At 56.0% G+C, this 20,900-nt stretch carries 16 protein-coding genes and 1 pseudogene; 5 read left to right on the top strand and 12 right to left on the bottom strand.

Annotation, left to right across the window (positions count from 1 at the left end):
- The first annotated feature begins 9 nt into the window (after positions 1–9).
- Together PMI09_RS02680 and PMI09_RS02685 are read left to right on the top strand one after the other, a co-directional pair.
- A complete protein-coding gene (locus PMI09_RS02680) occupies positions 10–708 on the top strand; it encodes a class I SAM-dependent methyltransferase (protein ID WP_007788605.1) in 699 nt (232 codons plus the stop codon).
- A 41-nt stretch (positions 709–749) separates the two neighbouring features.
- Positions 750–1,118, top strand: coding sequence for a GtrA family protein (locus tag PMI09_RS02685; protein WP_157213324.1), 369 nt, complete (start codon positions 750–752; stop codon positions 1,116–1,118).
- 65 nt (positions 1,119–1,183) lie between these two features.
- Here PMI09_RS02685 and rfbC read toward each other — a convergent pair whose 3' ends face one another.
- The 9 genes from rfbC to PMI09_RS02730 all read right to left on the bottom strand — a co-directional run bounded on the left by rfbC (position 1,184) and on the right by PMI09_RS02730 (position 15,298).
- The gene (rfbC, locus tag PMI09_RS02690; protein ID WP_007788608.1) at positions 1,184–1,732 is read right to left on the bottom strand and encodes a dTDP-4-dehydrorhamnose 3,5-epimerase; all 549 of its coding nucleotides are present in this window, start codon (positions 1,730–1,732) and stop codon (positions 1,184–1,186) included.
- A gap of 10 nt (positions 1,733–1,742) precedes the next feature.
- Positions 1,743–2,663, bottom strand: coding sequence for a glucose-1-phosphate thymidylyltransferase RfbA (gene rfbA / locus PMI09_RS02695; protein ID WP_007788610.1), 921 nt, complete (start codon positions 2,661–2,663; stop codon positions 1,743–1,745).
- 82 nt (positions 2,664–2,745) lie between these two features.
- Positions 2,746–3,639, bottom strand: coding sequence for a dTDP-4-dehydrorhamnose reductase (rfbD, locus tag PMI09_RS02700; protein WP_007788612.1), 894 nt, complete (start codon positions 3,637–3,639; stop codon positions 2,746–2,748).
- A gap of 2 nt (positions 3,640–3,641) precedes the next feature.
- A complete protein-coding gene (rfbB, locus tag PMI09_RS02705; protein WP_007788613.1) occupies positions 3,642–4,703 on the bottom strand; it encodes a dTDP-glucose 4,6-dehydratase in 1,062 nt (353 codons plus the stop codon).
- A gap of 17 nt (positions 4,704–4,720) precedes the next feature.
- Positions 4,721–5,641: a glycosyltransferase family 2 protein gene (locus PMI09_RS02710; protein ID WP_202801594.1), complete on the bottom strand. Its 921-nt coding sequence runs from the start codon at positions 5,639–5,641 to the stop codon at positions 4,721–4,723.
- Between the two features lie 100 nt (positions 5,642–5,741).
- Complete coding sequence (cysN, locus tag PMI09_RS02715) at positions 5,742–7,658, bottom strand: sulfate adenylyltransferase subunit CysN (protein WP_007788617.1); 1,917 nt, start codon at positions 7,656–7,658, stop codon at positions 5,742–5,744.
- Positions 7,658–8,641 (bottom strand): sulfate adenylyltransferase subunit CysD, encoded by a 984-nt coding sequence (gene cysD, locus PMI09_RS02720; protein WP_443216163.1) that lies wholly within the window; start codon positions 8,639–8,641, stop codon positions 7,658–7,660. Before cysD ends, cysN begins: the two co-directional genes overlap by 1 nt.
- Before the next feature lie 901 nt (positions 8,642–9,542).
- Positions 9,543–11,528 (bottom strand): CHASE2 domain-containing protein, encoded by a 1,986-nt coding sequence (locus PMI09_RS02725; RefSeq protein WP_007788624.1) that lies wholly within the window; start codon positions 11,526–11,528, stop codon positions 9,543–9,545.
- Positions 11,528–15,298, bottom strand: a complete 3,771-nt coding sequence (locus tag PMI09_RS02730) for a FecR domain-containing protein (protein ID WP_007788626.1) — start codon at positions 15,296–15,298, stop codon at positions 11,528–11,530. Before PMI09_RS02730 ends, PMI09_RS02725 begins: the two co-directional genes overlap by 1 nt.
- 112 nt (positions 15,299–15,410) lie before the next feature.
- Here PMI09_RS02730 and PMI09_RS02735 point away from each other — a divergent pair, with 112 nt between their 5' ends.
- The gene (locus PMI09_RS02735; protein ID WP_037081721.1) at positions 15,411–15,950 is read left to right on the top strand and encodes a Pycsar system effector family protein; all 540 of its coding nucleotides are present in this window, start codon (positions 15,411–15,413) and stop codon (positions 15,948–15,950) included.
- 743 nt (positions 15,951–16,693) lie between these two features.
- Here PMI09_RS02735 and tnpC read toward each other — a convergent pair.
- Positions 16,694–17,659: pseudogene (gene tnpC / locus PMI09_RS02750) on the bottom strand (IS66 family transposase); the annotation flags it as partial.
- A 49-nt stretch (positions 17,660–17,708) separates the two neighbouring features.
- Between tnpC and PMI09_RS31160 the strand changes: the two are divergent.
- Positions 17,709–17,873, top strand: coding sequence for a hypothetical protein (locus tag PMI09_RS31160; protein ID WP_157213325.1), 165 nt, complete (start codon positions 17,709–17,711; stop codon positions 17,871–17,873).
- 445 nt (positions 17,874–18,318) lie between these two features.
- Here PMI09_RS31160 and PMI09_RS02755 read toward each other — a convergent pair whose 3' ends face one another.
- Complete coding sequence (locus PMI09_RS02755; protein WP_007788637.1) at positions 18,319–19,092, bottom strand: class I SAM-dependent methyltransferase; 774 nt, start codon at positions 19,090–19,092, stop codon at positions 18,319–18,321.
- A 331-nt stretch (positions 19,093–19,423) separates the two neighbouring features.
- Positions 19,424–19,720 (bottom strand): hypothetical protein, encoded by a 297-nt coding sequence (locus tag PMI09_RS02760; RefSeq protein ID WP_007788638.1) that lies wholly within the window; start codon positions 19,718–19,720, stop codon positions 19,424–19,426.
- Between the two features lie 277 nt (positions 19,721–19,997).
- Here PMI09_RS02760 and PMI09_RS02765 point away from each other — a divergent pair, with 277 nt between their 5' ends.
- Complete coding sequence (locus tag PMI09_RS02765) at positions 19,998–20,858, top strand: class I SAM-dependent methyltransferase (RefSeq protein ID WP_007788639.1); 861 nt, start codon at positions 19,998–20,000, stop codon at positions 20,856–20,858.
- Positions 20,859–20,900: the final 42 nt, after the last annotated feature.

A 20,900-nucleotide genomic window follows, 5' to 3' on the forward strand; every position in this document is an offset into this window, starting at 1 on the left:
GCCCTGACCTTGAGCAACCAAAACAATAGCGAATTTGACGCGTATCGAACAACTTATGCCGACACCGTCAACCAGGCGATCTCATTTTCTGGTCTGAAGCTCGACTTTTTCACGAAGGCCAAGGCTGTTCGGCTGGTCTCACTTCTGCGCGAGAAAGTCGGAAATCCGATGTCCCTGAGTATTCTCGACGTCGGCTGCGGCGTCGGAAGCTATCATCCGCTCCTCAAGGACAGCGTCGGGAAGATCACCGGGATCGATCCGTCGTCCGAGTGCATCGAAGAAGGGCGGAAGAATAATCCGAATGTGGATTATGTTGACTACGACGGGACGGCGATGCCATTCGGCGATGGAACATTCGACGCGTCGTTCGCCATCTGCGTGATGCACCACGTTCCCCCGCAACAATGGAATGAATTCAGCCGCGAAATGGTGCGCGTCACGCGCAAGGGCGGCCTTGTCGTCATCTTCGAACACAATCCCTACAACCCTTTGACCAAGTGGATCGTCTCCAATTGCCCGTTCGATGAAAATGCGGTCCTCCTCACCAAACGGCAAACGGCATCGATTCTCGGCGACGCCGGCCTCAAGAACATCGAAGGTCGATATATATTGACGGTACCGGCCATCGATGGTGTCGCCAGAGTTGTTGACGATATGTTTGGCAGCCTGCCCTTCGGCGCCCAATATTACGTCGCAGGTCGCCCGTGAGCGCCACGTCGTTTTCCGACAGAGACACGCTTGTTAGATTCGTGAAATTCGTCCTCATCGGCATCGTGAACACATTGGCGTATTTCGTTATCGCAAATCTATTCGTGTACGGTCTCGGGATGGGAAGAAGCATCGCCGCCTTCGCGACCTACGCCTTGCTGGTCCCCGTTTCCTTTCTTGCTCATCGCCGGATCACGTTCCGGTCGAAGGGCAGCGCAATGCGGGAATGGGCGAAATTTTGCGTGATGCAGTTCGTAAGTATCGCAGTGATCGCCGCCGTTAACAGGGAAATGAGCGGTCTTCCGCAGAGCGACAGCTGGGTCGTTTTCGGCATCATCAGCGTTTTGATCCCTCTGATCAATTTCGCCGCGATGCAATTATGGGTTTTCGCGGCTCGACATGGCCGGTGATTCAGGCCGATATCATGCCGTTGCAGAGCCCAAGTGAGCCAGCGCCGTCCTCACTTGATGGCCCTTCAGCCAAAGGTCACCGCGTCCGCCAGAAGCGGTTGAGCTCCATCCTTTGCCGATAGGAGCGGATCCTTGACGCCCTGCCAATCGATACCAATGACCGGGTCATCCCATCGGATACCGCGGTCGCTTTCGGGCGCATAGTAGTTTGTTGTCTTATAGAGAAATTCCGCCTGCTCGCTGATCGTAACGAACCCATGGGCGAAGCCTTCCGGGATCCAGAATTGTCGCTTGTTTTCGGCTGATAACAAGGCACCAGCCCATTGGCCGAACGTCGGTGACGAGCGCCTAATATCCACCGCGACATCGAATACGGCACCAAGCGACACACGAACCAACTTCGCCTGGGCATGCGGTTCAAGCTGGTAGTGCAATCCCCGGAGGACACCTTGCGTGGATCGGCTATGGTTGTCCTGCACAAAGGAAACAGACCGGCCAATCGCCGCTTCGAATTTTCTTTGATTGAAACTTTCGAAGAAAAATCCACGATCGTCAGAGAATACCGCCGGCTCTATGATTTTCACGTCCGGTATGGTGGTGTCGATGACCTTCATTGCTCTCCTTTCACTTGGGCGATGGAAGCGATGCCGGATCGGTGTAGAACACCTTCTCGCGCAAGAGCCGTAGCAGATATTGGCCGTAGGAGTTCTTCTTCAGTGGCTCGGCCAAAGCCTCGAGTTGGCCGCCATCGATCCATCCGCTTCGAAAAGCGATTTCTTCAGGGCAAGCAACTTTCAAGCCCTGGCGGCTTTCGATTGTCTCGATGTAGTGGCTGGCCTCGAGCATTGATTCATGGGTGCCGGTATCCAACCAAGCGTAGCCGCGACCCATCGTTTGCACGTCTAACTGGCCCCTTGCGAGGTATACAGCGTTCAAGTCTGTTATTTCCAGCTCGCCTCTCGGCGAAGGCTTCAGCGACTTGGCGATATCGATCACTTGGTTGTCATAGAAATAAAGACCCGTGACCGCGTAATTGCTCTTCGGCAACTTGGGTTTTTCTTCGAGGCTTATCGCGCGCCCCTTCTCGTCGAAGTCGACGACGCCGTAACGCTGCGGATCCTGGACGTGGTATGCAAATACGGTCGCGCCCTCGGCCACCGAATGCGCGCCATGCAACAGCTTCGCGAAATCATGCCCATAAAATATGTTGTCGCCTAGCACCAGGGCAGATGGTGCATCGCCCAGAAAATCCTCACCAATCAAGAACGCCTGCGCGAGGCCATCGGGGCTAGGTTGCACGGCGTAGTCAAGATTGATTCCCCACTGGCTTCCATCCTGCAGCAATTGCTTGAACCGCGGCGTATCCTGCGGGGTGGAAATGACCAAGATGTCGCGGATGCCTGCCAGCATCAGCGTGGTCAGCGGATAATAGATCATAGGCTTGTCGTAGATCGGCAGCAGCTGCTTACTGACCGCGAGCGTCGCCGGGTATAGGCGCGTCCCAGATCCACCAGCAAGAATAATTCCTTTACGTGCCCTACCCATTTTAAAACCCTATTTCAGAATTCTCGTTCCGACTGCTTGATCTTAGCATCACGATTTCAACACGCCGACAAGTCGATCGCGCCTAGTTTGGCGCCGCAAGCTGACCAATGACCTCTTCAACGCCGTCCTGCCACGGCGACAGTGGCAAGTCAAAGCAATCCATCAATTTGGCACAATTTAGCCGTGAGTTGAGCGGACGCTTTGCAGGCGTAGGATAGTCTCTCGTGGAGATAGGCTCGATTTTGCCCGTCGGCAGCAATCCCCCAAAGCCGCGCGCGGTCGCTCTATCAACGATATGGCAGGCATAGTCGTACCAGGAAGCACTGCCTTGGGCGGTGAGGTGAAAAACTCCCGAACCAGCGCTTTTATCCGTCAGAATTTTGTCCGCGATGCGCGCGGTCGTATTGGCGATCAGAGCCGCCGATGTCGGCGCGCCCACCTGATCAGCAACAATTCGAAGCGTTTCGCGCTCCGAAGCCAATCGGAGAATCGTCTTTAAAAAATTGTGACCATGATGGCCGTAAACCCAGCTGGTCCGAAGAATAAGATGCTGCCCCCCTGCCGCGCGCACCGCCTCCTCGCCCTGCAGTTTGCTTTTCCCGTAAACGGACTGTGGGTTGGTGCTATCGGTTTCGACATAGGGAGAATCTTTTTCCCCATCAAAAACGTAGTCGGTCGAGTAATGGATCATCACGCAGTCATTATCCGCTGCCCAGCGCGCCATCACGCCCGGCGCAATTCCGTTGACTGCGCCCGCGCGCGCGGCCTCGCTTTCGGCGCGGTCAACCGCCGTATAGGCCGCCGCATTGAATATGATCGCTGGCCTCGTCGCTCTCAGCGCGACGAGGATATTCGCCTCGTTTTCCAGGTCAAATTCGGCCCGGCCGTAAGCAACGACATCGCCACGTGATGCAAGAGCACGCCGCAGTTCGAAGCCGACCTGCCCATCAGCACCTGTGATCAGCAAGGGACGCATTGTCAATTCTCGTACTGCTGAGTGAGCCAATCCCGGTAGGCGCCGGATGTCACATTGGTCACCCAGTCCTGATTGTTGAGATACCAGGAAATAGTCTTTTCTATGCCGCTTTCGAAGGTCTCGACGGGTTTCCAGCCCAGATCCCGCTCGATCTTGCGTGCGTCGATCGCGTATCGCCGATCATGTCCCGGGCGATCCTTCACGAAGGTAATCTGATCGCGATATGATCCGGCGCCTTGCCGCGGCTTCAGCGCGTCGAGCGTATCGCAGATCGTGTGCACCACCGCCAAATTGGGCTTCTCGTTCCAGCCGCCGACATTGTAGACCTCGCCGACTCGGCCATTGGCCAACACCGTTCGGATCGCGCTGCAATGATCCTTCACATAGAGCCAGTCTCGTATCTGCTGGCCATCGCCGTAGATCGGCAGAGGCTTGCCGGCAAGCGCGTTCAATATCACCAGCGGAATCAGCTTCTCTGGGAAGTGATACGGCCCGTAGTTATTGCTGCAATTGGTGGTGAGCACCGGGAGGCCATAAGTATGATGCCATGCTCTCACCAAGTGATCCGACGCGGCCTTGCTTGCGGAATAAGGGCTGTTGGGCTCGTAACGATTGTTTTCGCTGAAGGGAGCGTCGGTGGCGCCGAGGCTGCCATAGACTTCGTCCGTGGAGACATGCAGAAAGCGGAAGGGTGATTTTTCGTTGTCGTTCAACTCCTGCCAGAATGCGCGAGCCGCTTCGAGCAGGTTAAACGTGCCGACAACATTCGTCTCGATGAACGCGGCAGGGCCGTGAATCGACCGGTCAACATGACTCTCAGCGGCAAAATTTATGATCGCGCGCGGCTGGTGAGTCCGCAGCAAGCTTTCAATGAACTCTCTATCGCCGATGTCACCATGCGCAAAGACATGCCTATCGTCTCCCCGCAGCGATTTCAGCGTATCGAGGTTGCCGGCATAGGTCAGCTTGTCAACGTTTATGATCCGTTCGCCCGACTGAGCAATCCAATCGAGAACGAAATTGCCGCCAATGAACCCTGCCCCACCCGACACAAGTACCGTCATTTACCTACACCTATTGTCTAAATCTGTTTCAGGATTACAGCTACAAGCAAACCAAAGTTGCCTGCCAATGTCTGCCGATGCAGCCCCGACCTGTAGAGTATCCGGAGTCGCATAGGAAGTGCTTCTGTCCTCATCCTACGAAAGTCTGCAAGGAGAGCTTGATTTCCCGGCGTCAGGAGATGCTCGACCCTTCTCAGCGCTCCGACGTGCTGGCCATTCCATTTCAAAAATCGGCTTTGCGTCAGCATATGCGCGCGTTTAAGCCGAGCTCGCCAACCGGAATTGGACCCGACAATATTGCTCGCATGCTGCCGATAGTCGATGCGCGGCTCAGCATCATATCGAACGCGCCCTCCGGCGCCCGATACCAGAATATAGGCCCACCAGTCGTGGCTTGGAATATCTGCTTCGGCACCGCCCTCAATCAGAAGCGCGCGCGCCGCGCGGTTCATGACCATCGTATTGCCGCCGCCGATGCTTTGTACCAGCGCGTTCGAGAAGGACGGGGCGCGCGTGAAAAGCGGAGAATTGCCGGTCGACACACCCTTTTCATCCACCGTGTGCGTTCGCGAACAATAAAGAGCCGGAAGACTGGATGGCTGCTCCTTCAACCAGGCGACTGCGCGTTCCAGCTTATCGGCATGCCAGATGTCATCCTGATCAGAAAAAGCGTAATAGGCTGCGTCAATGGCCGGATTGCAGATTAACGTCAGAAAATTGCGGATGAAACCCCGACGAGGCCCGTTCACAACGTGAACGGGCGACCGAACACTTTTTTCAAACGACCGCACGAGATCGAGCGTTGTATCGGTGGACCCGTCATCCGAAACCCATAGCGACCAGCTGCTGTAGGTTTGGCCGCGAATGGATTCCAACTGCTCGGGAAGAAATCGCGCTCCCTGAAAAGTGCCCATCAAGATGGCAACGTCGTCTCTCATGCCCATTCGAAGCCGAATTTGTTAATCAACTCGTCGCCTTTACTGGATGGCGTTTTGAAACACAACATCATCAACATCTCGGGAGCGCATCCGCGCTGCTTCAGTTGCGGTCGGGGGAGTCGAGGATTGCGAGGAGATACTTGACGGTATCGTCGATATCACGCGTGGAACCATCCACCTTCACCTCCGCCTGCTCGGGCGGCTCATACGGACTGTTTACGCCCGTCATGTTCGGAATCTGTCCGCTCCGGGCCTTTCGGTACAAGCCCTTGGGGTCTCGGTCTTCGCAAACCTGCAGCGGCGTATCAACATAAACCTCGATGAAATTCTGTTCGCCTATCAATTCCTTCGCCATTTGGCGTTCACGTTTGAAAGGCGAGATAAACGCCGTCAGGACTAGAATTCCAGCGTCCATCATCAGCTTTGCCACTTCCGCGATCCGGCGTATGTTCTCAACGCGGTCGGCGTCGGTGAAGCCGAGATCCTTGTTCAATCCTTGTCTCACATTGTCGCCATCGAGAATATAGGTTCTGCGGCCGGACTTATGGAGTTCGCGCTCGAGGGCGTTGGCGATCGTCGACTTTCCCGATCCCGATAGGCCGGTAAACCAGATCACCTTGCCGGCGTGGCCGTTCAGCCGCTCGCGATCGGCCCTGGTGATGGACAAGGCCTGGCGATGGACATTTTGAGCGCGCCTGAGATTGTGCCGAATCATCCCGGCGGCGACGGTCGCGTTGCTGAAACGATCGATTAGGATAAAACTTCCAAGCGCTTTCGACCGGGAATAGGTATCGAAAACGAGCGGGCGGCTGACGGAAACATTGCAGACCCCGATGTCGTTCAATGCTAGCTGCCGTGCAGCCTCATGCCCAAGCGTATTGATGTCGACACGATATTTGATGCCGGAAATTGAAGCGGTCGCGGACTGAGTGGACAGCTTGATATCATAACTCCGTCCGACAAGGCCCGGATCCAGATCCATCCAGACAATCGTCGCTTCGAAATGATCGGTCATCTCCAGCGGGTTGTCGGCCAACGAAAGCACATCTCCTCGGGACACGTCGATATCGCGTTCGAGGCAGAGCGTAATCGCGCTTCTTTCAGCAGCCTCCGCCTGGCGTCCATCCATGGTGACTATCTCGGCGATTTCCGAGACTTCGCCAGACGCGGTGTTTCTTATTTTGCTACCTACGCGCGCCATGCCCTCCAAGAGCGTTCCACAGATGCCTCTGAAGCCGGCGTCGGGCCGATTGATCCACTGAACGGGGAAGATGAAACGGTCTGAGGGAGCCTGCTGCACGTGGACCGTCTCCAGATGCCCCAGCAACGTTGGGCCGTCATACCATGCCATTTTCGATGATCGGTGCGTTATGTTCTCACCCTTTAAGGCACTGATCGGAATGGGCATAAATGTTTCGAAATTCAGAGTCGCTGCAAAGTCAGCCATGGCCTCCGACAGCTGCGATGAAATTTGGCGGTCGTATTCGACAGTGTCCATCTTGTTGATCGCCAGCACCAGATGACGAACACCGAGCAAGGATGCCAGGTAAGCGTGCCGTTTGGTTTGCGTAAGCAATCCTTTTCGGACGTCCATCAGCAAAATCGCCAAATCCGCTGTCGAGGCGGCGGTCACCATGTTGCGCGTGTACTGCTCGTGACCAGGCGCATCGGCGACGATAAATTTCCGTCGTGATGTCGAGAAGAATCGGTACGCAACATCGATGGTGATGCCTTGTTCGCGCTCGGCCGACAGGCCGTCGACAAGCAGTGCGAAGTCGATGTTTTCGCCTTGAGTTCCGTATCGCTTCGAATCCGCCTTCAACGCGTCAAGCTGATCGTCCGCCAAGACCTGCGATTCCCAAAGCAGACGCCCGAGAAGCGTACTCTTGCCATCATCGACGCTACCACAGGTGATAAAGCGCAATAGATCCTGCGAACGCTGTTGAGAGTCGAAGGCTTCGAGTACTTCTTGGGTCGTTCTAGCCGGCGCGGCTGGATTTCGGATTGCGCGGCGCATCAAAAATATCCCTCGGCCTTCTTTTTTTCCATGCTCGAACCGGAGCTCGTATCAATCAGGCGTCCTTGTCTTTCGCTCGCGCGAGATTGCAACAACTCCGCTATTATCTCGGGAACAGTCGATGCGTCCGACTCGATCGCCCCGGTCAGCGGGTAGCAACCAAGCGTTCGAAAGCGCACTTTACGGGCGGAAATTTGTTCGTTGGGCAAGAGCTGCATGCGATCGTCGTCGACGACCAAAAGCATGCCGTTTCGGTTCACGACCGGTCGCTCTTTAGCGAAGTAGAGCGGCACGATGGGAATGGCCTGTTCATGGATGTATTGCCATATGTCGAGCTCGGTCCAGTTTGAAAGCGGGAACACGCGAATGCTTTCGTCCGGTCGCTTTCGGGTATTGTAGAGGTTCCAGACTTCCGGCCGCTGGTTCTTCGGATCCCAGGCGTGATTGCGAGCACGGAAGGAGAATACACGCTCCTTTGCCCTCGATCTCTCTTCGTCGCGGCGCGCGCCGCCGAAAACGATATCGAACCTATAAAGATCGAGGGCCTGCTTCAGCCCTTCGGTTTTCGTGATGGCTGTGTGGAGTTCCACCCCATGATCGAATGGATTAATATCTTTTTCGATCGCCTCGGGGTTGACATGGACGATAAGCTCTGCGCCGCCTTTCGCCCGGACACTGTCCCTGAATTGGTACATTTCACGAAACTTCCACCGCGTGTCCACGTGCAGGAGTGGAAATGGAAGCGGCGCTGGAAAGAAAGCCTTGCGCACCAGATGAAGGAGTACCGAGCTGTCTTTTCCCAATGAGTATAGTAAGACGGGATTGCGCGCCTCAGCATAGGCTTCTCGGATGATGAAGATGCTCTCGGACTCAAGCCGTTTTAGGTGATCGGACATTGATGACGCAGCGTGAATAGGCGCAGCGGCCGATAGGGGCGACGAATAGCTCAACAGCTGGACACCTATATCTTCGTTGGAAGGGATTTCGCGGCAGAACCTTGTCACAGCCGCATGCGGAAAGACCGCGATCGGCTTGCCGACATGCTTCCGCAGTTTTCCCAATGCAGTCTCAACTTCGGCTGAGCTAACCGGCGTTGCCATGGGCACCCAGATACGCGATCCTCGGGCGTCGTTGGCATGCAGGCACGCGGACTGCGCTCGCTCGAAAATCTGCACGAATAGAACAAGTGTTCGCTTGGAGCGCTGCCGTTCTAAATCGGAATTCAAAACTCTCTGTATGGGTTTCTCTCCGAATTCATCCCGCAAATCCTCGGCTATCAGAGCTGCCGGCAGAATGCCCAGCTCATGCAACCGTCGCTCGGCGGTGCGCTTTGTGTCGGCCATGCCGACAGCCTTGAGGTATTGGAAGGCCAGCTCGGTATTCCAGACTCGATCGCCAATCAAATTGAGAACAGCTTCCTCATCATTCACTTGTCGCATTTTGCGCATTCCAAATTTGCTTACGTTCTAAACTAGAGGCGCTTGAATACCATGAGGCAATTCAATCCACCAGATACATATTGCGACAATCGAAATGAAGCCCTCAGATTGTAAAACACGCGTTCAACGTCTAGATTGAAGAACTGCCCCTCGTGTCACAACGAGTGGAAGGAGGACGAATGCGATTGCGGCGCATCCTGCATTGTCACGCACAATCCAGAGTGAAGTTATGCTTCAGGCCGGCATGCAGGTCGCGGAAGCGAACGTTGTCACCGTGATAGGAATGGTTGACGTTGAATGGACCGTCGCCACGGCTAATTTAGCGAGAACCATGCATCGGGCAAGCTGAAAAATCAACTTTCCAGCGAGTGACTACGCTATGCACACTACTGCCAAGCGTAACGATATTATTCTAGAGGCGGTCTCTTCGGGGGTGATCTTATAATTATTCATCTGTTGAGCGAGAAAGTTCTGCCCGCACGATTGAATAATAAAGTCGGAGAGAAGGAATGGCTGTTTCCAATCTGTCGAAAATATTATCCAGAGCGCCCAAAGTTTTATTGTATTTCCCCAAGATAAAATCGGTGTGCACGTCGAGGTCCTCGGGCCGAGCATCTTCAACGATCGTATAGACAGGCGACGGTACCGTTCTGCCCTTTACGACAATACGGTCAAGCTCGACCACGGTGTAACGCCCGCTGACAAGCCGCGCGGTCTCCTCCCCGAGCAGAATAGCCACCCCGTAGTTCTTCGATGCTCCTTCAAGCCGTGAGGCGAGATTGACCGAGTCGCCGAGACACGAATAATCGAAGCGCCGGTTCGACCCCATGTTGCCGACGACACATTCACCCGTGTTGATGCCAACGCCCATCTTCAGCACATGCAGAGGTGCGCCGCTTGCTTTGGCCTCCTCTTCAAGCTCCTTGTTAAGCTTTCCAATAGCGGTCTGCATTGCAAGCGATGCTTGAACAGCATGGAGCGCGTGCTTGGGGTCATCGAGCGGAGCGTTCCAAAATGCCATGATGCAGTCGCCCATGTATTTGTCGATCGTACCTCCGTGATCCATGACGATATCGGAGAGCGGCGTCAGCAGTCGGTTGATCAAGCCCGTCAGCCTTTCCGGATCGTCCTTCATCGTTTCGGCAATCGTCGTGAAGCCGCGGACGTCGGAGAAGAGGATCGACAGCGTTCGTCTTTCTCCGCCGAGCTTCAGTTGCGAAGGATCGTCAGAGAGCTTTTTGACGAGATCGGGCGAAATGTACTGCGAAAACGCTCGGGTAATGCGTTGCTTGTTCCTGCGCTCCTCCGCAAAGTCGAAAGCCGCTTGTCCGAAGGCGACGGACGCAAAAGCGACGGTCGGCCCTAACGGAGATACGAAAAAATGGTCGAAGCGTAGACCCGCATAGGAGAGCAGCGCGAATGCGCAGATCGCAACGACCGTTGCTAATAGTGTCAGCCAACCAGTGGATTTCCAAACAGTTGCTGCAGCAAGCGCGGCCGCAAGCAGGACGAAGCCGACAAAAGGCACGCTGCCCGTGCGGGTGATAGACATCCGCTGGCGAAGATTATCATAGATCGTTGCCTGGATTTCGACGCCAGCGGTAAGCTTGCCCGTATGCATCGTGTACGGTGTGGCAAAGGCGTCAGCGCCCCCCTTGTCGATCTCCGGCGCATTCTGGAGGCTGAGGCCGACCAGGACAATGCGATCCTTGAAAGTGCCCTCAGGAAGGAAGTTCTTCGGGTCGAGGGCCTGATAGTAGGAGACGGTTGGATAGCTACGCGCCGGGCCGAATGTCTGGATCATTGAGTTCGACGGGATCGTGTCAACAGCATTGCCGGCAGCCCGCAGAAGCGTGACGGCAAAGCCGTCTTCGTAAGGGGGAATCGTCCGGAAGACGCCGTCCCCACCAAGCTCGATCGAGGCTATGCCCGTGCGAGCACCGGCTGCCGTCAGTTGAGGCAGTGGGGTCGCTCTCACCAACTGATCGGCTTGCGGGGTCTGGATGAGCGTCTCGTCGCCAGCAAGTATCACATCCGGGCCCACTGCAGCAGTGATCGCCGCATCGTTTTCGACTGACGAGGGCTCCGCCATGATGATATCGAGGCCGATCACCTTTGCGCCGGCTGCTCGTAGTTGTCGGATCAATTCGGCATGCAGGCTGCGCGGCCAAGGCCACTGCGCATTGATTGCCGCAAGGGAAGGCTCGTCGATCGCGACAATGACCGGCCCATCCTCCGGCGGCGGCAGGTCGTCGACCGTCGACAAATAGTCGAAGGACTTCAGCTCCAGCAGCGGCCACGCCGGCAGGCGCGAAAGCAGGGAGATTCCGATGAGGGTCACCAGAATGAGGACAAGCAGTCGTAGGCTCCGGCTGCTGAATGGCCAGCCGAGAGATTCTCTAGATTGACCAGGGGTCGGGGCCTTGTTCATCAGAATCGAACTTTGAAAGTGCCCTTTACGGCACGACCCCAGCCAGGAACGCCCGGGGTTATTTCAAAATCCTTGTCGAGCAGGTTGAACGCTGCCACCTCAAGAGCAAAACGCTTGTCGAACGGTTCCCAAATCATGTTGGCATCAAGCGTCCAAAAGTCATCAAGCTCTGTCCCGATGTCGTCGCCGTCTCGTTTGCCGATATAATTGGCGGCGATTGTCGCTTTCACCTTTGCTTCATTGACCCAGGTGAGCGCCACTTGGCCTGAGTTGCGCGGAATGAACGGAAGTGCCCCGCCAAAGTTGGCGCTTGTTTCATCCTTGTTTTCCGATTCCATGCGGGCGTATGTTGCTGAAAGACCGAACCCATTCCCCAGCGCAAAATTTGCCGTGATGCTTGCCCGATCAATGCTCCCTCTTTCCAGGGGTAGGCTATCAATCGCGGGCAGCGCCGTCAGCGGCAGCCCGATCGTCAGATCATGCAATTCCTGGTGCTGATAGCTCATGGACGTGAAGAACTTATCGGTCCATTGGGAATCCCATTGCAAGGCCACAGTATCGACATAGCCATCCATCCCGACAGCAATCTGATTTGGCTGCAGTCCGACAATGCCGATCGGGGCAAGTGTCGGTACGCCTGTTTCGACGCTCTGGCGCATGAACGCAGCGCGCAGCCACTGATCCTCGACCGGAGCCCACGCGACACCCAATCGTGGCTCCAGACGACTGACGTCAACACCATCTCCATCCAGTCTCGTTGCATGCAGGGCATACTCTGCCGTCAAGTCTGGGGTAATCTCGTGCAGCAGGTCTACGTAAGCACGCGCCAGATTTGTTCGACTGGACGCTTCGTTCGGGCCGTCCGTGATATCGGGCACAAACACCGGGACCAGCTCGTAAAGCTCGTTGAAGGTGCTGCTGTGAGTATCAATCCATCCTGCCTCGATACCGTATCGCCAAGTCAGGCCGTCGTCCGTGCCCAGGCTGTGGCTGACGGCGGCAACGTAACTTTTGGAGGACAGGCTTTGCCGCGTTTGTCCGAACGGCAGCAGGTCTGGAGTGGTGGCCCCGAATATCGGTGATTGATCGAATTCGAAGTCACTCGCGCTCTCCGACTTCACGTCTGAATAAAGAAGCGCCGCGTTCACGACATTTCGGTAGCCGAAGGTGTGGCTCCATCCTATGCCGCTGTTGAGGCTATCAAGGCTGTTGCTTTGACTGCGATAAAGCGGCAGTTCCGGTGGCGCGAGCGGCACCCCGAAGAGAGGGATGAAGAGCTCGGCGTTCAGCCGGATCGACGGCGATGGATCGAGCGTCAACGAATTCAGGTCAAAATCGCTGCGGGTCTGGTTGACGAACGCGACCACGCGATCCTCTGGGGTGAGAGTGGCCGTGAGGTATCCGTTGGCGTTCAGCAGTTTGGTCTCGGTCGAAAAACTGCCAGAGTTGGGATAGCTTCCCTCAGCGGGTATTTCCTCCCACTCGAAATTGCCGAGGAAGCTGATCGGTATCGTCTGGTTGGCAAAGCCCTGGACCTCGGCCTCACCAATGCGTCCCGTGTGACCGCCGACGCTATTTATGCCGCCGCCAACAGAGCCTTCAATAAACGGTGTGCGCAGCAACGTGGCCGATCTCGACCGGCCTGACAACATGTGCGGGTCGAGCAGCAGTCCTTGAAAAAGCGACGAAAAGCTCGTTGCATTGCTCGTGTTTTCGATCACGCTGTCGCCGAAGGTGATCGCATTCTTGAACGGATTGATACTGCCCTTAAGCGCCTGATCCACAAAGCCGCTGCCTTCGAACGGATCAAAAACCGCATCGCCATAATATCGCCCCCAGGCATCGAGCCCCTGCAGACGAAAGGCGTTGTTGAGCGTGGAGCCGGCATCCTGGTTGGCTCCAAGTGCACTGAAATCTCCCCCGCGGGCGCGCGCCCGCCGTAAAAACTCCTGGGCGTTTGCGATCGCTCCATCAGCGTCGTAGTCATCAATGGCAACTGCGGTTCGAAATGCCGAGATGACGGGATCGTTCTTGTCCAGTCGATCGGCATTCTCGACAGCCTGATTTGAAGGATCCCGATCGCCTCGTTCATAATGGCCTGCCGCCAGCATGAGCTGCGCTTGCGAATAGCCCGGATTGGCCGTCGATGCGGCGAGAAGGTCCTCGATCGCCTTGTCCCGTTCGCCCGATTGGAGATAGTAGCGTCCACGGGCAAGAAGGGCGACGTCAAAGGCTGGATCGGCGGCCAATGCCAGGTCGATCTCGCGTTTTGCTTCCTTCATGCGTGATTGATCAAGATAAAGGATGGCAAGATTGGCGTGGCTGATCGGGTCGTCCGGATCGAGTTCAATCGCCTTCTTGAGGGCAGCCTCCGCCTCATGGCTGGCCCCCCGGGCATCCTGAAGCAGACCGAGATCGTTCCATGCCATCGATGAGCCCGGCGCCACTTTGATGGCGTTGTTCAGGTCTTCAAGTGCGCCGTCAAGGTTTCCCTCGAAGTCGGCGCGCACGCGAGCACGGGCCTGCAACCCATCAGGATCCGTGGGATCGATCGAAAGCGAACGCTCAATCGCCTCGCGCATCTGGACCTGATCGTTGATCAAGATGGCAAGCTGTGCGCGCAGAGCCGGAAGCGACGAATCGCTCGGATAACGCGCTTCCGCCTCTTTCATGATTTTGATGGCGGCGGGAATGTCCTCGAGGAAGCCGGCGGTATAGGCCTTCATCACCGCGGCGTAGGGACCGGTAATGGTCGCTGGCGGTTTCTCCACATGATCGGGATCGCGTAGCGAGCGCGAATAGTAGCCTCCATAGGCGGCAATGCTGCGGCGCGCAGGATCGAGTGCCGGCTCAGCCCGCGAAAACAGTTTTGCCGCATCGTCGTAGCGTTTCTCTGCTCCCGCGATCAGGGCTTCGATCAAATCGGCGCGGGCGCGTTGGCTGGCTGAGAGCTTGAGTGCCCGAGCTCTCGCCAACGACTTGAGCGCTTGCTGACGCCCATCGAACGACATCTGTACTTCGGCAAGTGTCAGCCAGTCCTCTGACGTTCTTGCTTCCGGCGCCTCGGCCTCGATGCGGCTGCGTTCGGATCGCATTTTTTGCATCGGCAGCGGCGAAGCGGGCATGAACGTAAAGCCGCTGCGCAGTGTCAGATAAAACAGCATCTGCTGGCGATCGTCAGGGGCAACGATGACCAGCTTGCGTGGTGCCTGGCCAATCGTGGCGACCGCCGCTTCGCCTTGTGCAACCTCGACACTGCCATGCTCGTTCTTGAGCTCGACCCGCCCCTCGAGCACAATCAGCGAAGTCTGGTCGCCCTTGACCGTCAGCGTCCAGTCGGTCCCGCGAATGGCGGCGGCTGCTGCCGGCGTCTCCACTGTCAGTCCCTGACCGCCGCGCTGCGCGCGTGCCCACATCGTGCCGGATTGCAGATTGAGAACCGTGTCGCCATCGGCAGCCATCTGTTTCACCTGCAGCGCGGAATTGCGGCCCAGGCGAACCTGTGTGTGGTCTGCAAACAAGATCGCCAGCTGACCATTGGCATTGGTGCGAAGCACGTCGCCGCCGAGCAGGTCTTGATGAAGGGCGACGTTCTGCCAGCTGGAAAGATCGATGAAGCGGACTTCTTCGCCCGCCTTGCGGTCAATGACCGAGCCTGCAGCCCGCGCCGTGCGCCGAAGAGGCTCCGCCACGGCCGGCTGCGCCAGGCACAACGCGGCCACCACGATCGCCGTGCCCCCGCACGCGTATCTCGCAAATCTACCCCTCATATCGCAAGGATTTGTCTACCTATACTTGAAAAGTCAAGTGGACATCAAAAGGCAGACTTGCTTTGCATGGCAGGTGTAATATCAAGGAAACACTTTGGCACGGGGGTGCGGCGTGAGTGATTTTGAGAATGCCTCGGATTATTTGGTCAGCGTACCTTCGACTGATGACGTGAGTTCGGAGTATTTTGACCACATTAAGAAGATAAATGACATATTTTACGACCAAATCAAAATTTCTGATCAGAAGGCCGCCTATATCTTTACTTTTATGCTCGCCTTTTTGGTAACGTCCAGCGAGGGACGTGAGGTCTTTACCTGGGGTCGCTATGCCCAAGGCTCGCCACAGGGCATACTTCTCTCTGGCGCTTTGGCACTGGCGTCAATCGTTTCTATCCTCTCAGCGATTCTCGTGGTTCTGCCGCGTCACCTGAACTCCTCGACTTCCCTGTTCTGGGGAGCTTGGCCCAAGCATCGCAGTCATTTTCGCGAGGCGGCAACGAAACGCAATAAGGGCTATCTGTTCGAGCAGTATGTCGAGAATGCGGACATCCTTTCGACCATAGCGCGTGGAAAATACCGCTGCGTGAGCTACGCGTTCCGGGCATTGATGGTCACTGTGATCGCCTACATCCTCCTGCTGGTGAGCACTTAGTCGCCGAAAGCCGTCGCTTAGCCCCGCCGATAACGGCCTCTTATTGGGAAGCAACCGCGATCAGGGCGGCCTCTCCCTCGATCATCTTCAGGTCTGCTGTGAAGTAGGTCATGTCTGGGCCGACTTCGTTCATCAACAACAAGGTCATCAATTGCGACTTCCGCTATCTTCCTGTTGACGAAAACATCGTGGATATCACTGGCGTCACGAATGCGGCGAGCGGCGTGATCACTATGCCAGGGCACCAATTCGCGGTCGGAGATGAGGCTGTCTTCGCGAACGTCGGCGGAAATTGCTACAATCACTGCAATCACCGCAACCGCCGTTACAATTAACGTGGACACGACTTCGTTGGGAACGTACACGAGTGGCATCCGCCGTCAGACGAAAAACCTCGTATATCTATCACGTACGCAGCAGTTCAACTTCGATTGCTCGTACATCGTGGGCTACGGTCAGCCGCAGTTGGAGATTGCATTCCCTGACAGCTCGCGTCTTGGCATGGAGCAGATCGAGCTGGATTGCTTATGGAAGGGTCCGGCAATAATTCCAATGTCCTTTTCAGCCTCCCCTCTACAGCCTGCAACATTCAAGGTTTTCGCTTCAAAACCCACAATGGAAATGCTGTCTCTGCTTTGTTTGGGTTGACGACTGGGACGCTTTCCCTGTTCCAAGCAGAACTGCAGTACCTCACGCCACTCTATGGTTCAGGCATCCCCATCGCAGGGGGTGGCCAATAGGCGAGTCTTGCTGTCTATGGGCAATATGCCGCGGTAGTCACCAAGGAAGGTCTGCGGGTGGATCTGGCCGCGCCCCGGCCGATAGTCGAGCAATACGATTGGCTCGTCACTGTCCTCGCCGCTGCGATACGCCCACATGTACGATGTGCTGGTGGCTTGCCTGTCCTTTTCCTTGAGGACTTGAACCGTCGTCTCATCGCCATGAATGAGAGGCTGCGATCGCATCCGCAGTTTCAGCGCATCATAGATGCGGTGCAGATGCTTCTCGCTTGAGCCGATCACCCAGTGAGCGAGAGCGCCGCGGCTGATCGGAACACCAGCACGCTCGAATGTCTGAGCCACGCGGTAGAGCGGTGTGCCGTCGACGTACTTGTGGACGAGCGCGAAGGCTAACGTCGAGGCGGTAGCGATGCTGCCCGGCAGGGGCTGCGTCGGCATCGGTGCGATCACGACGGGCGTGTTGATCCCGGTGCGGTCGCAATGGCGGCAAGCATACTTGAACCGCACATTCTGCAAGACCTTCGCCTTGACCTCGATATGGAGCTGCTCGGTAACAGCCTCGCCCATGCGATGCATCTGACCCTGGCAGCAGGGACAAGACTTCTGATCGTCGGGGAGGTCATATTCGACGCGCTCGCGTGGCAGGTCTTCCGGCAGAGGTCTGCGTCCACGCTTCTTTCCCGTCTGACCTTCTACCGCTGGCAGGCCGGTGTCCGGAAGCTCGACAACATCGCCTGCCTCGCTGTCATCCTCGACCGCAGCCTCTTCGGCCTCGTTGAGGAGACGATCAATGTGCTTTTCACTGCGGGGGGCAAAGCGATGGAGCTTTGCCAGTGCCAGCTCTTCCTCCAGCTTGACGACCCGCTGCGAGAGCGCTTCCTTCTCGGCTTTGAGCGCAGCGATTTCGGCAGCATGGGCCGCCAACTGCGCCATCAGCTCTGCAACACTGGGATCGCCGGTTCGAGTCATCCTAGACCGTATGTTCGCGGTGTGAAGGTGGCCCGCCCCCGGAGTAAGCATGGCGGCTTACCAAGGCTTCATCACTGAAATCGGGACGGGAACTGTTTACAGCCGCAACGTCACAGCGCTCTACTCGGCGGCGGCGGAACAGGCTGCGCGAGCCGCCCATCACGCATCGGCGCTAAGGGGCTGGGCGTCGAAAGGTACGTCGCCTGTCGCCTAGGCGTATCGTTCTACAAAAAGAACTGACATCCAAATGAAACCGCGGCAATGGCCAATGGCATTGTCAGCACCATGGCGATGCTGTGCCAGTCGCTTTGATGCACATAGTCGTGCGCTTCAGAGTTCATTTCGGCTACTCCCCACATGGACAGCAGCCTATATGACTTGATTGCGATGTCGTCTCAAAAAAAGTATCTGGTTGTAACGCTCAGCAAGCCTGCTCAAAAGATCTATCGTTGGCTGCAACGCGGCTTAGTGCTTCGGAACCAGAAAATGTCGATGCTACATGGCCCAGCAGCCGGCGCCCCTTAGGGGATGTGGAACGCAGCAACTGAAGTCCCTTCAGATAGCGAGTTCTTCGATACGCTTAAGGCTTTTCTGTCTGGATCGCTTTCGACGGAACGAGCGACCGAGCTTTTGAAGCCGTAGACCACTGCACCGTAAACTTAGAGAAGTTGATACGGTCTGTTCCGACGATTGGCGGTTTCAAATACACCTGTCACAGCTTCATTCGATCGTCTGACTTTCAGCATGTGCGCTGAGATGACTACGTCTTCTATGGTCCGTTTCAGCGCCATTTCCTCCATGAGGTCGATCGCCAAGTTGGCAAGGGAATGATGCTCCGCCCATGGGTGGTCTTGCTGCTGGTAGTCGTTCAAAAAGCTCCAGCTCCAATCTTCAACGATATAGAGTCCACCGGGCCGCAGTTTCGGGAATGCTACCTTGAAGCTTGCTTTGGTCTGGTCATAGAAATGTGACGCGTCATCAACTACGAGGTCCAGCTCGCCGCCGAAGTCCTGCGCTATAATTTCCCCAAGGCGTTGCACATTGTCTTGAGAGGTGCCGTAGTGGACTTTCGCCTTTCCATTCCGCGAAGCCACATATGTGTCCAGCGCGGGTATTGGGACATCTGAGAGTTCGACAGCAGAGATCCGCTCTGGGTTGAAGACCTGATCGAGAAAAACGAACGAGCCGCCTTGGTAGACGCCAAGTTCCAATATTCGCCTGAAATCCTCTCCCTTATGCTGCAAGTAGTTATCAAGAAAACCGCGAGACTTCATCATCGTGAAATCGGAACGAGCGGACTTTCGTTTGCTGCCACCATATTCGTAATCAAGGGTTATATTCTGGCCACCTATTTGGAAGGTGGCTTTATCTAGCCACACCAAATCTTGGTCATGCCGAGGCGCAGGCCTCCTGAACTTGTCCATCCATCCCATCGCTCCCTCCTATTCCATAAACGCTTCTTGATACAAGTATCGGCAGCAGAGACATTTAGCAACAATCGGCGGTTCGTAAAATTGACGCAAAAAGCGCGGACGAGCTGCGCTCCAATGCGCAGTTATCTTAATCGCCGAGTACGGCAATGACAGGGTCGCAAGTACGGTGTACCGGCGCGCAATGGCGGCCAGGTCCCTTACGGCCGTGGTTTCGTGCAGACGACCTCGGATGCCAACTATGAGCGCACCGATCGTGAGCTCGGGCTCGGTGGACGGCTGATCGCCAACTACAACCTGCTACTGACGGATACTGGCTTTGCAGAGATGGGATTCACGGAAGAGCAGATCTGGAGATCGCGTGGCGGATCATTTCGACTGCTGGCACCGGAAGGATGACCATGGCGAGTAAGGCGACGATAGCGATCAGGCTAACTCGTGTCGTTGCTGATCCGACACCAAGAAGGCCGATGACGAACGCCAGGAAAAACGCGTGATCTACCCCATAGGTGTTCATGGAGATCAGCGTCAGGGCAACAAGGAAATACATAATGCCGCGGGCTACACGAAGGCCCCATAAGATTGCGGTGTTGACTAATTTTACTTCAGATTCGGTCAGTCCGTCGAACATGCGAATGCAACGCCTTTGAGTAATAAAAACCGAGGGCGTTAAAGAGCATTTTTTGCCGCAATGCAACTATCGCTTTTGGCCATTTACTACACAAGGAAGTGAAATGTTCTGGAAAGTCATACGGCTGGCCCCGTTCTCGGTGGCGGGACGTCAAAATGGATGTTCGGTGGGTCCGATACCGGTAAAGGATCTGGGCCGCATAGACATCTATGGTTGTCTCCGGTAGACACGGTGCCTGTGGGTTTCTGCGCCTTCCCAACCTTTCTGTGAGCGCGACATGGCTGAACTAGACCCGAACGACGCGCAACAGCGACTGAAGTCCTTCGACTTGCTGAAGAGGATGCTATCGACCTACGATTTCTCGAAGGTTGACGCGACGATGTCTCCGACAGAGACGATGGTCGGCCACAATTACTTTTGGGTCGGCGCCTCCGCTATGGAAGCCATCATAGCGTCGGTGCAGGCCAGCCAGCTTACAGAAGTCAGGACTATCCTCGATATGCCGTGTGGCCACGGCCGCGTGCTTCGTCACCTCGCGGCGATGTTCCCGGACGCGACGATCGATGCCTGCGACCTTGATAAGGAAGGCGTTGAGTTTTGCGCCAAGGCATTCGGAGCTCGGCCCATTGTCTCGCATGAAGATCTGACGGCTGTCGAATTCGATACCAAGTATGATCTGATCTGGATCGGCAGCCTGTTTACCCACACATCTCGCGATATCACCGAGAAGTGGCTGACCTTCCTGTCACGGCAATTGACAAGCGAAGGCATTATCGTCGCGACATTCCACGGGCGGTTTGCCCCAAAGCTGCACTATCACACGCCCTACATCGACGATGATAAGTGGGCGGTGATTATGGATGGGTACCTCAGGACGGGATACGGCTACGCCGACTATCAGAGCGGACAGTCGCATGATTTCATTGAGGGTAGCTATGGCCTGTCTGTAACCAGACCGAGCACGCTCCTCGAGATCGTCTTCAAAATCCCCGGCGTTCGCGTGCACCATTATAAGGAGCGTGGGTGGGGCAATAACCATGACATCATCGCGTTTGGTCCGCCAGACTGGGATGACTCTACCTGGCCATCGGAAGAGCCGAAGCTAATCCCGCCGCCACCGGAACCGCCCGACACCTAAGAAAAAATTACCGGAACGGCTGCGTGGAGCTGCCAAGTTGTG

It is taken from the genome of Rhizobium sp. CF122 (assembly GCF_000282035.1).
Lineage (GTDB): Bacteria > Pseudomonadota > Alphaproteobacteria > Rhizobiales > Rhizobiaceae > Rhizobium.

Excerpts from the sequence above, each read along its gene's own strand:
- cysN (WP_007788617.1), bottom strand. The coding sequence starts at position 7,658 with ATGCGCCGCGCAATCCGAAATCCAGCCGCGCCGGCTAGAACGACCCAA.
- PMI09_RS02765 (WP_007788639.1), top strand. The coding sequence starts at position 19,998 with ATGGCTGAACTAGACCCGAACGACGCGCAACAGCGACTGAAGTCCTTC.
- PMI09_RS02730 (WP_007788626.1), bottom strand. The coding sequence starts at position 15,298 with ATGAGGGGTAGATTTGCGAGATACGCGTGCGGGGGCACGGCGATCGTG.
- PMI09_RS02755 (WP_007788637.1), bottom strand. The coding sequence starts at position 19,092 with ATGGGATGGATGGACAAGTTCAGGAGGCCTGCGCCTCGGCATGACCAA.
- PMI09_RS02710 (WP_202801594.1), bottom strand. The coding sequence starts at position 5,641 with ATGAGAGACGACGTTGCCATCTTGATGGGCACTTTTCAGGGAGCGCGA.
- rfbA (WP_007788610.1), bottom strand. The coding sequence starts at position 2,663 with ATGGGTAGGGCACGTAAAGGAATTATTCTTGCTGGTGGATCTGGGACG.
- rfbB (WP_007788613.1), bottom strand. The coding sequence starts at position 4,703 with ATGACGGTACTTGTGTCGGGTGGGGCAGGGTTCATTGGCGGCAATTTC.
- PMI09_RS02725 (WP_007788624.1), bottom strand. The coding sequence starts at position 11,528 with ATGAACAAGGCCCCGACCCCTGGTCAATCTAGAGAATCTCTCGGCTGG.
- rfbD (WP_007788612.1), bottom strand. The coding sequence starts at position 3,639 with ATGCGTCCCTTGCTGATCACAGGTGCTGATGGGCAGGTCGGCTTCGAA.
- PMI09_RS31160 (WP_157213325.1), top strand. The coding sequence starts at position 17,709 with ATGGCGGCTTACCAAGGCTTCATCACTGAAATCGGGACGGGAACTGTT.
- PMI09_RS02760 (WP_007788638.1), bottom strand. The coding sequence starts at position 19,720 with ATGTTCGACGGACTGACCGAATCTGAAGTAAAATTAGTCAACACCGCA.
- rfbC (WP_007788608.1), bottom strand. The coding sequence starts at position 1,732 with ATGAAGGTCATCGACACCACCATACCGGACGTGAAAATCATAGAGCCG.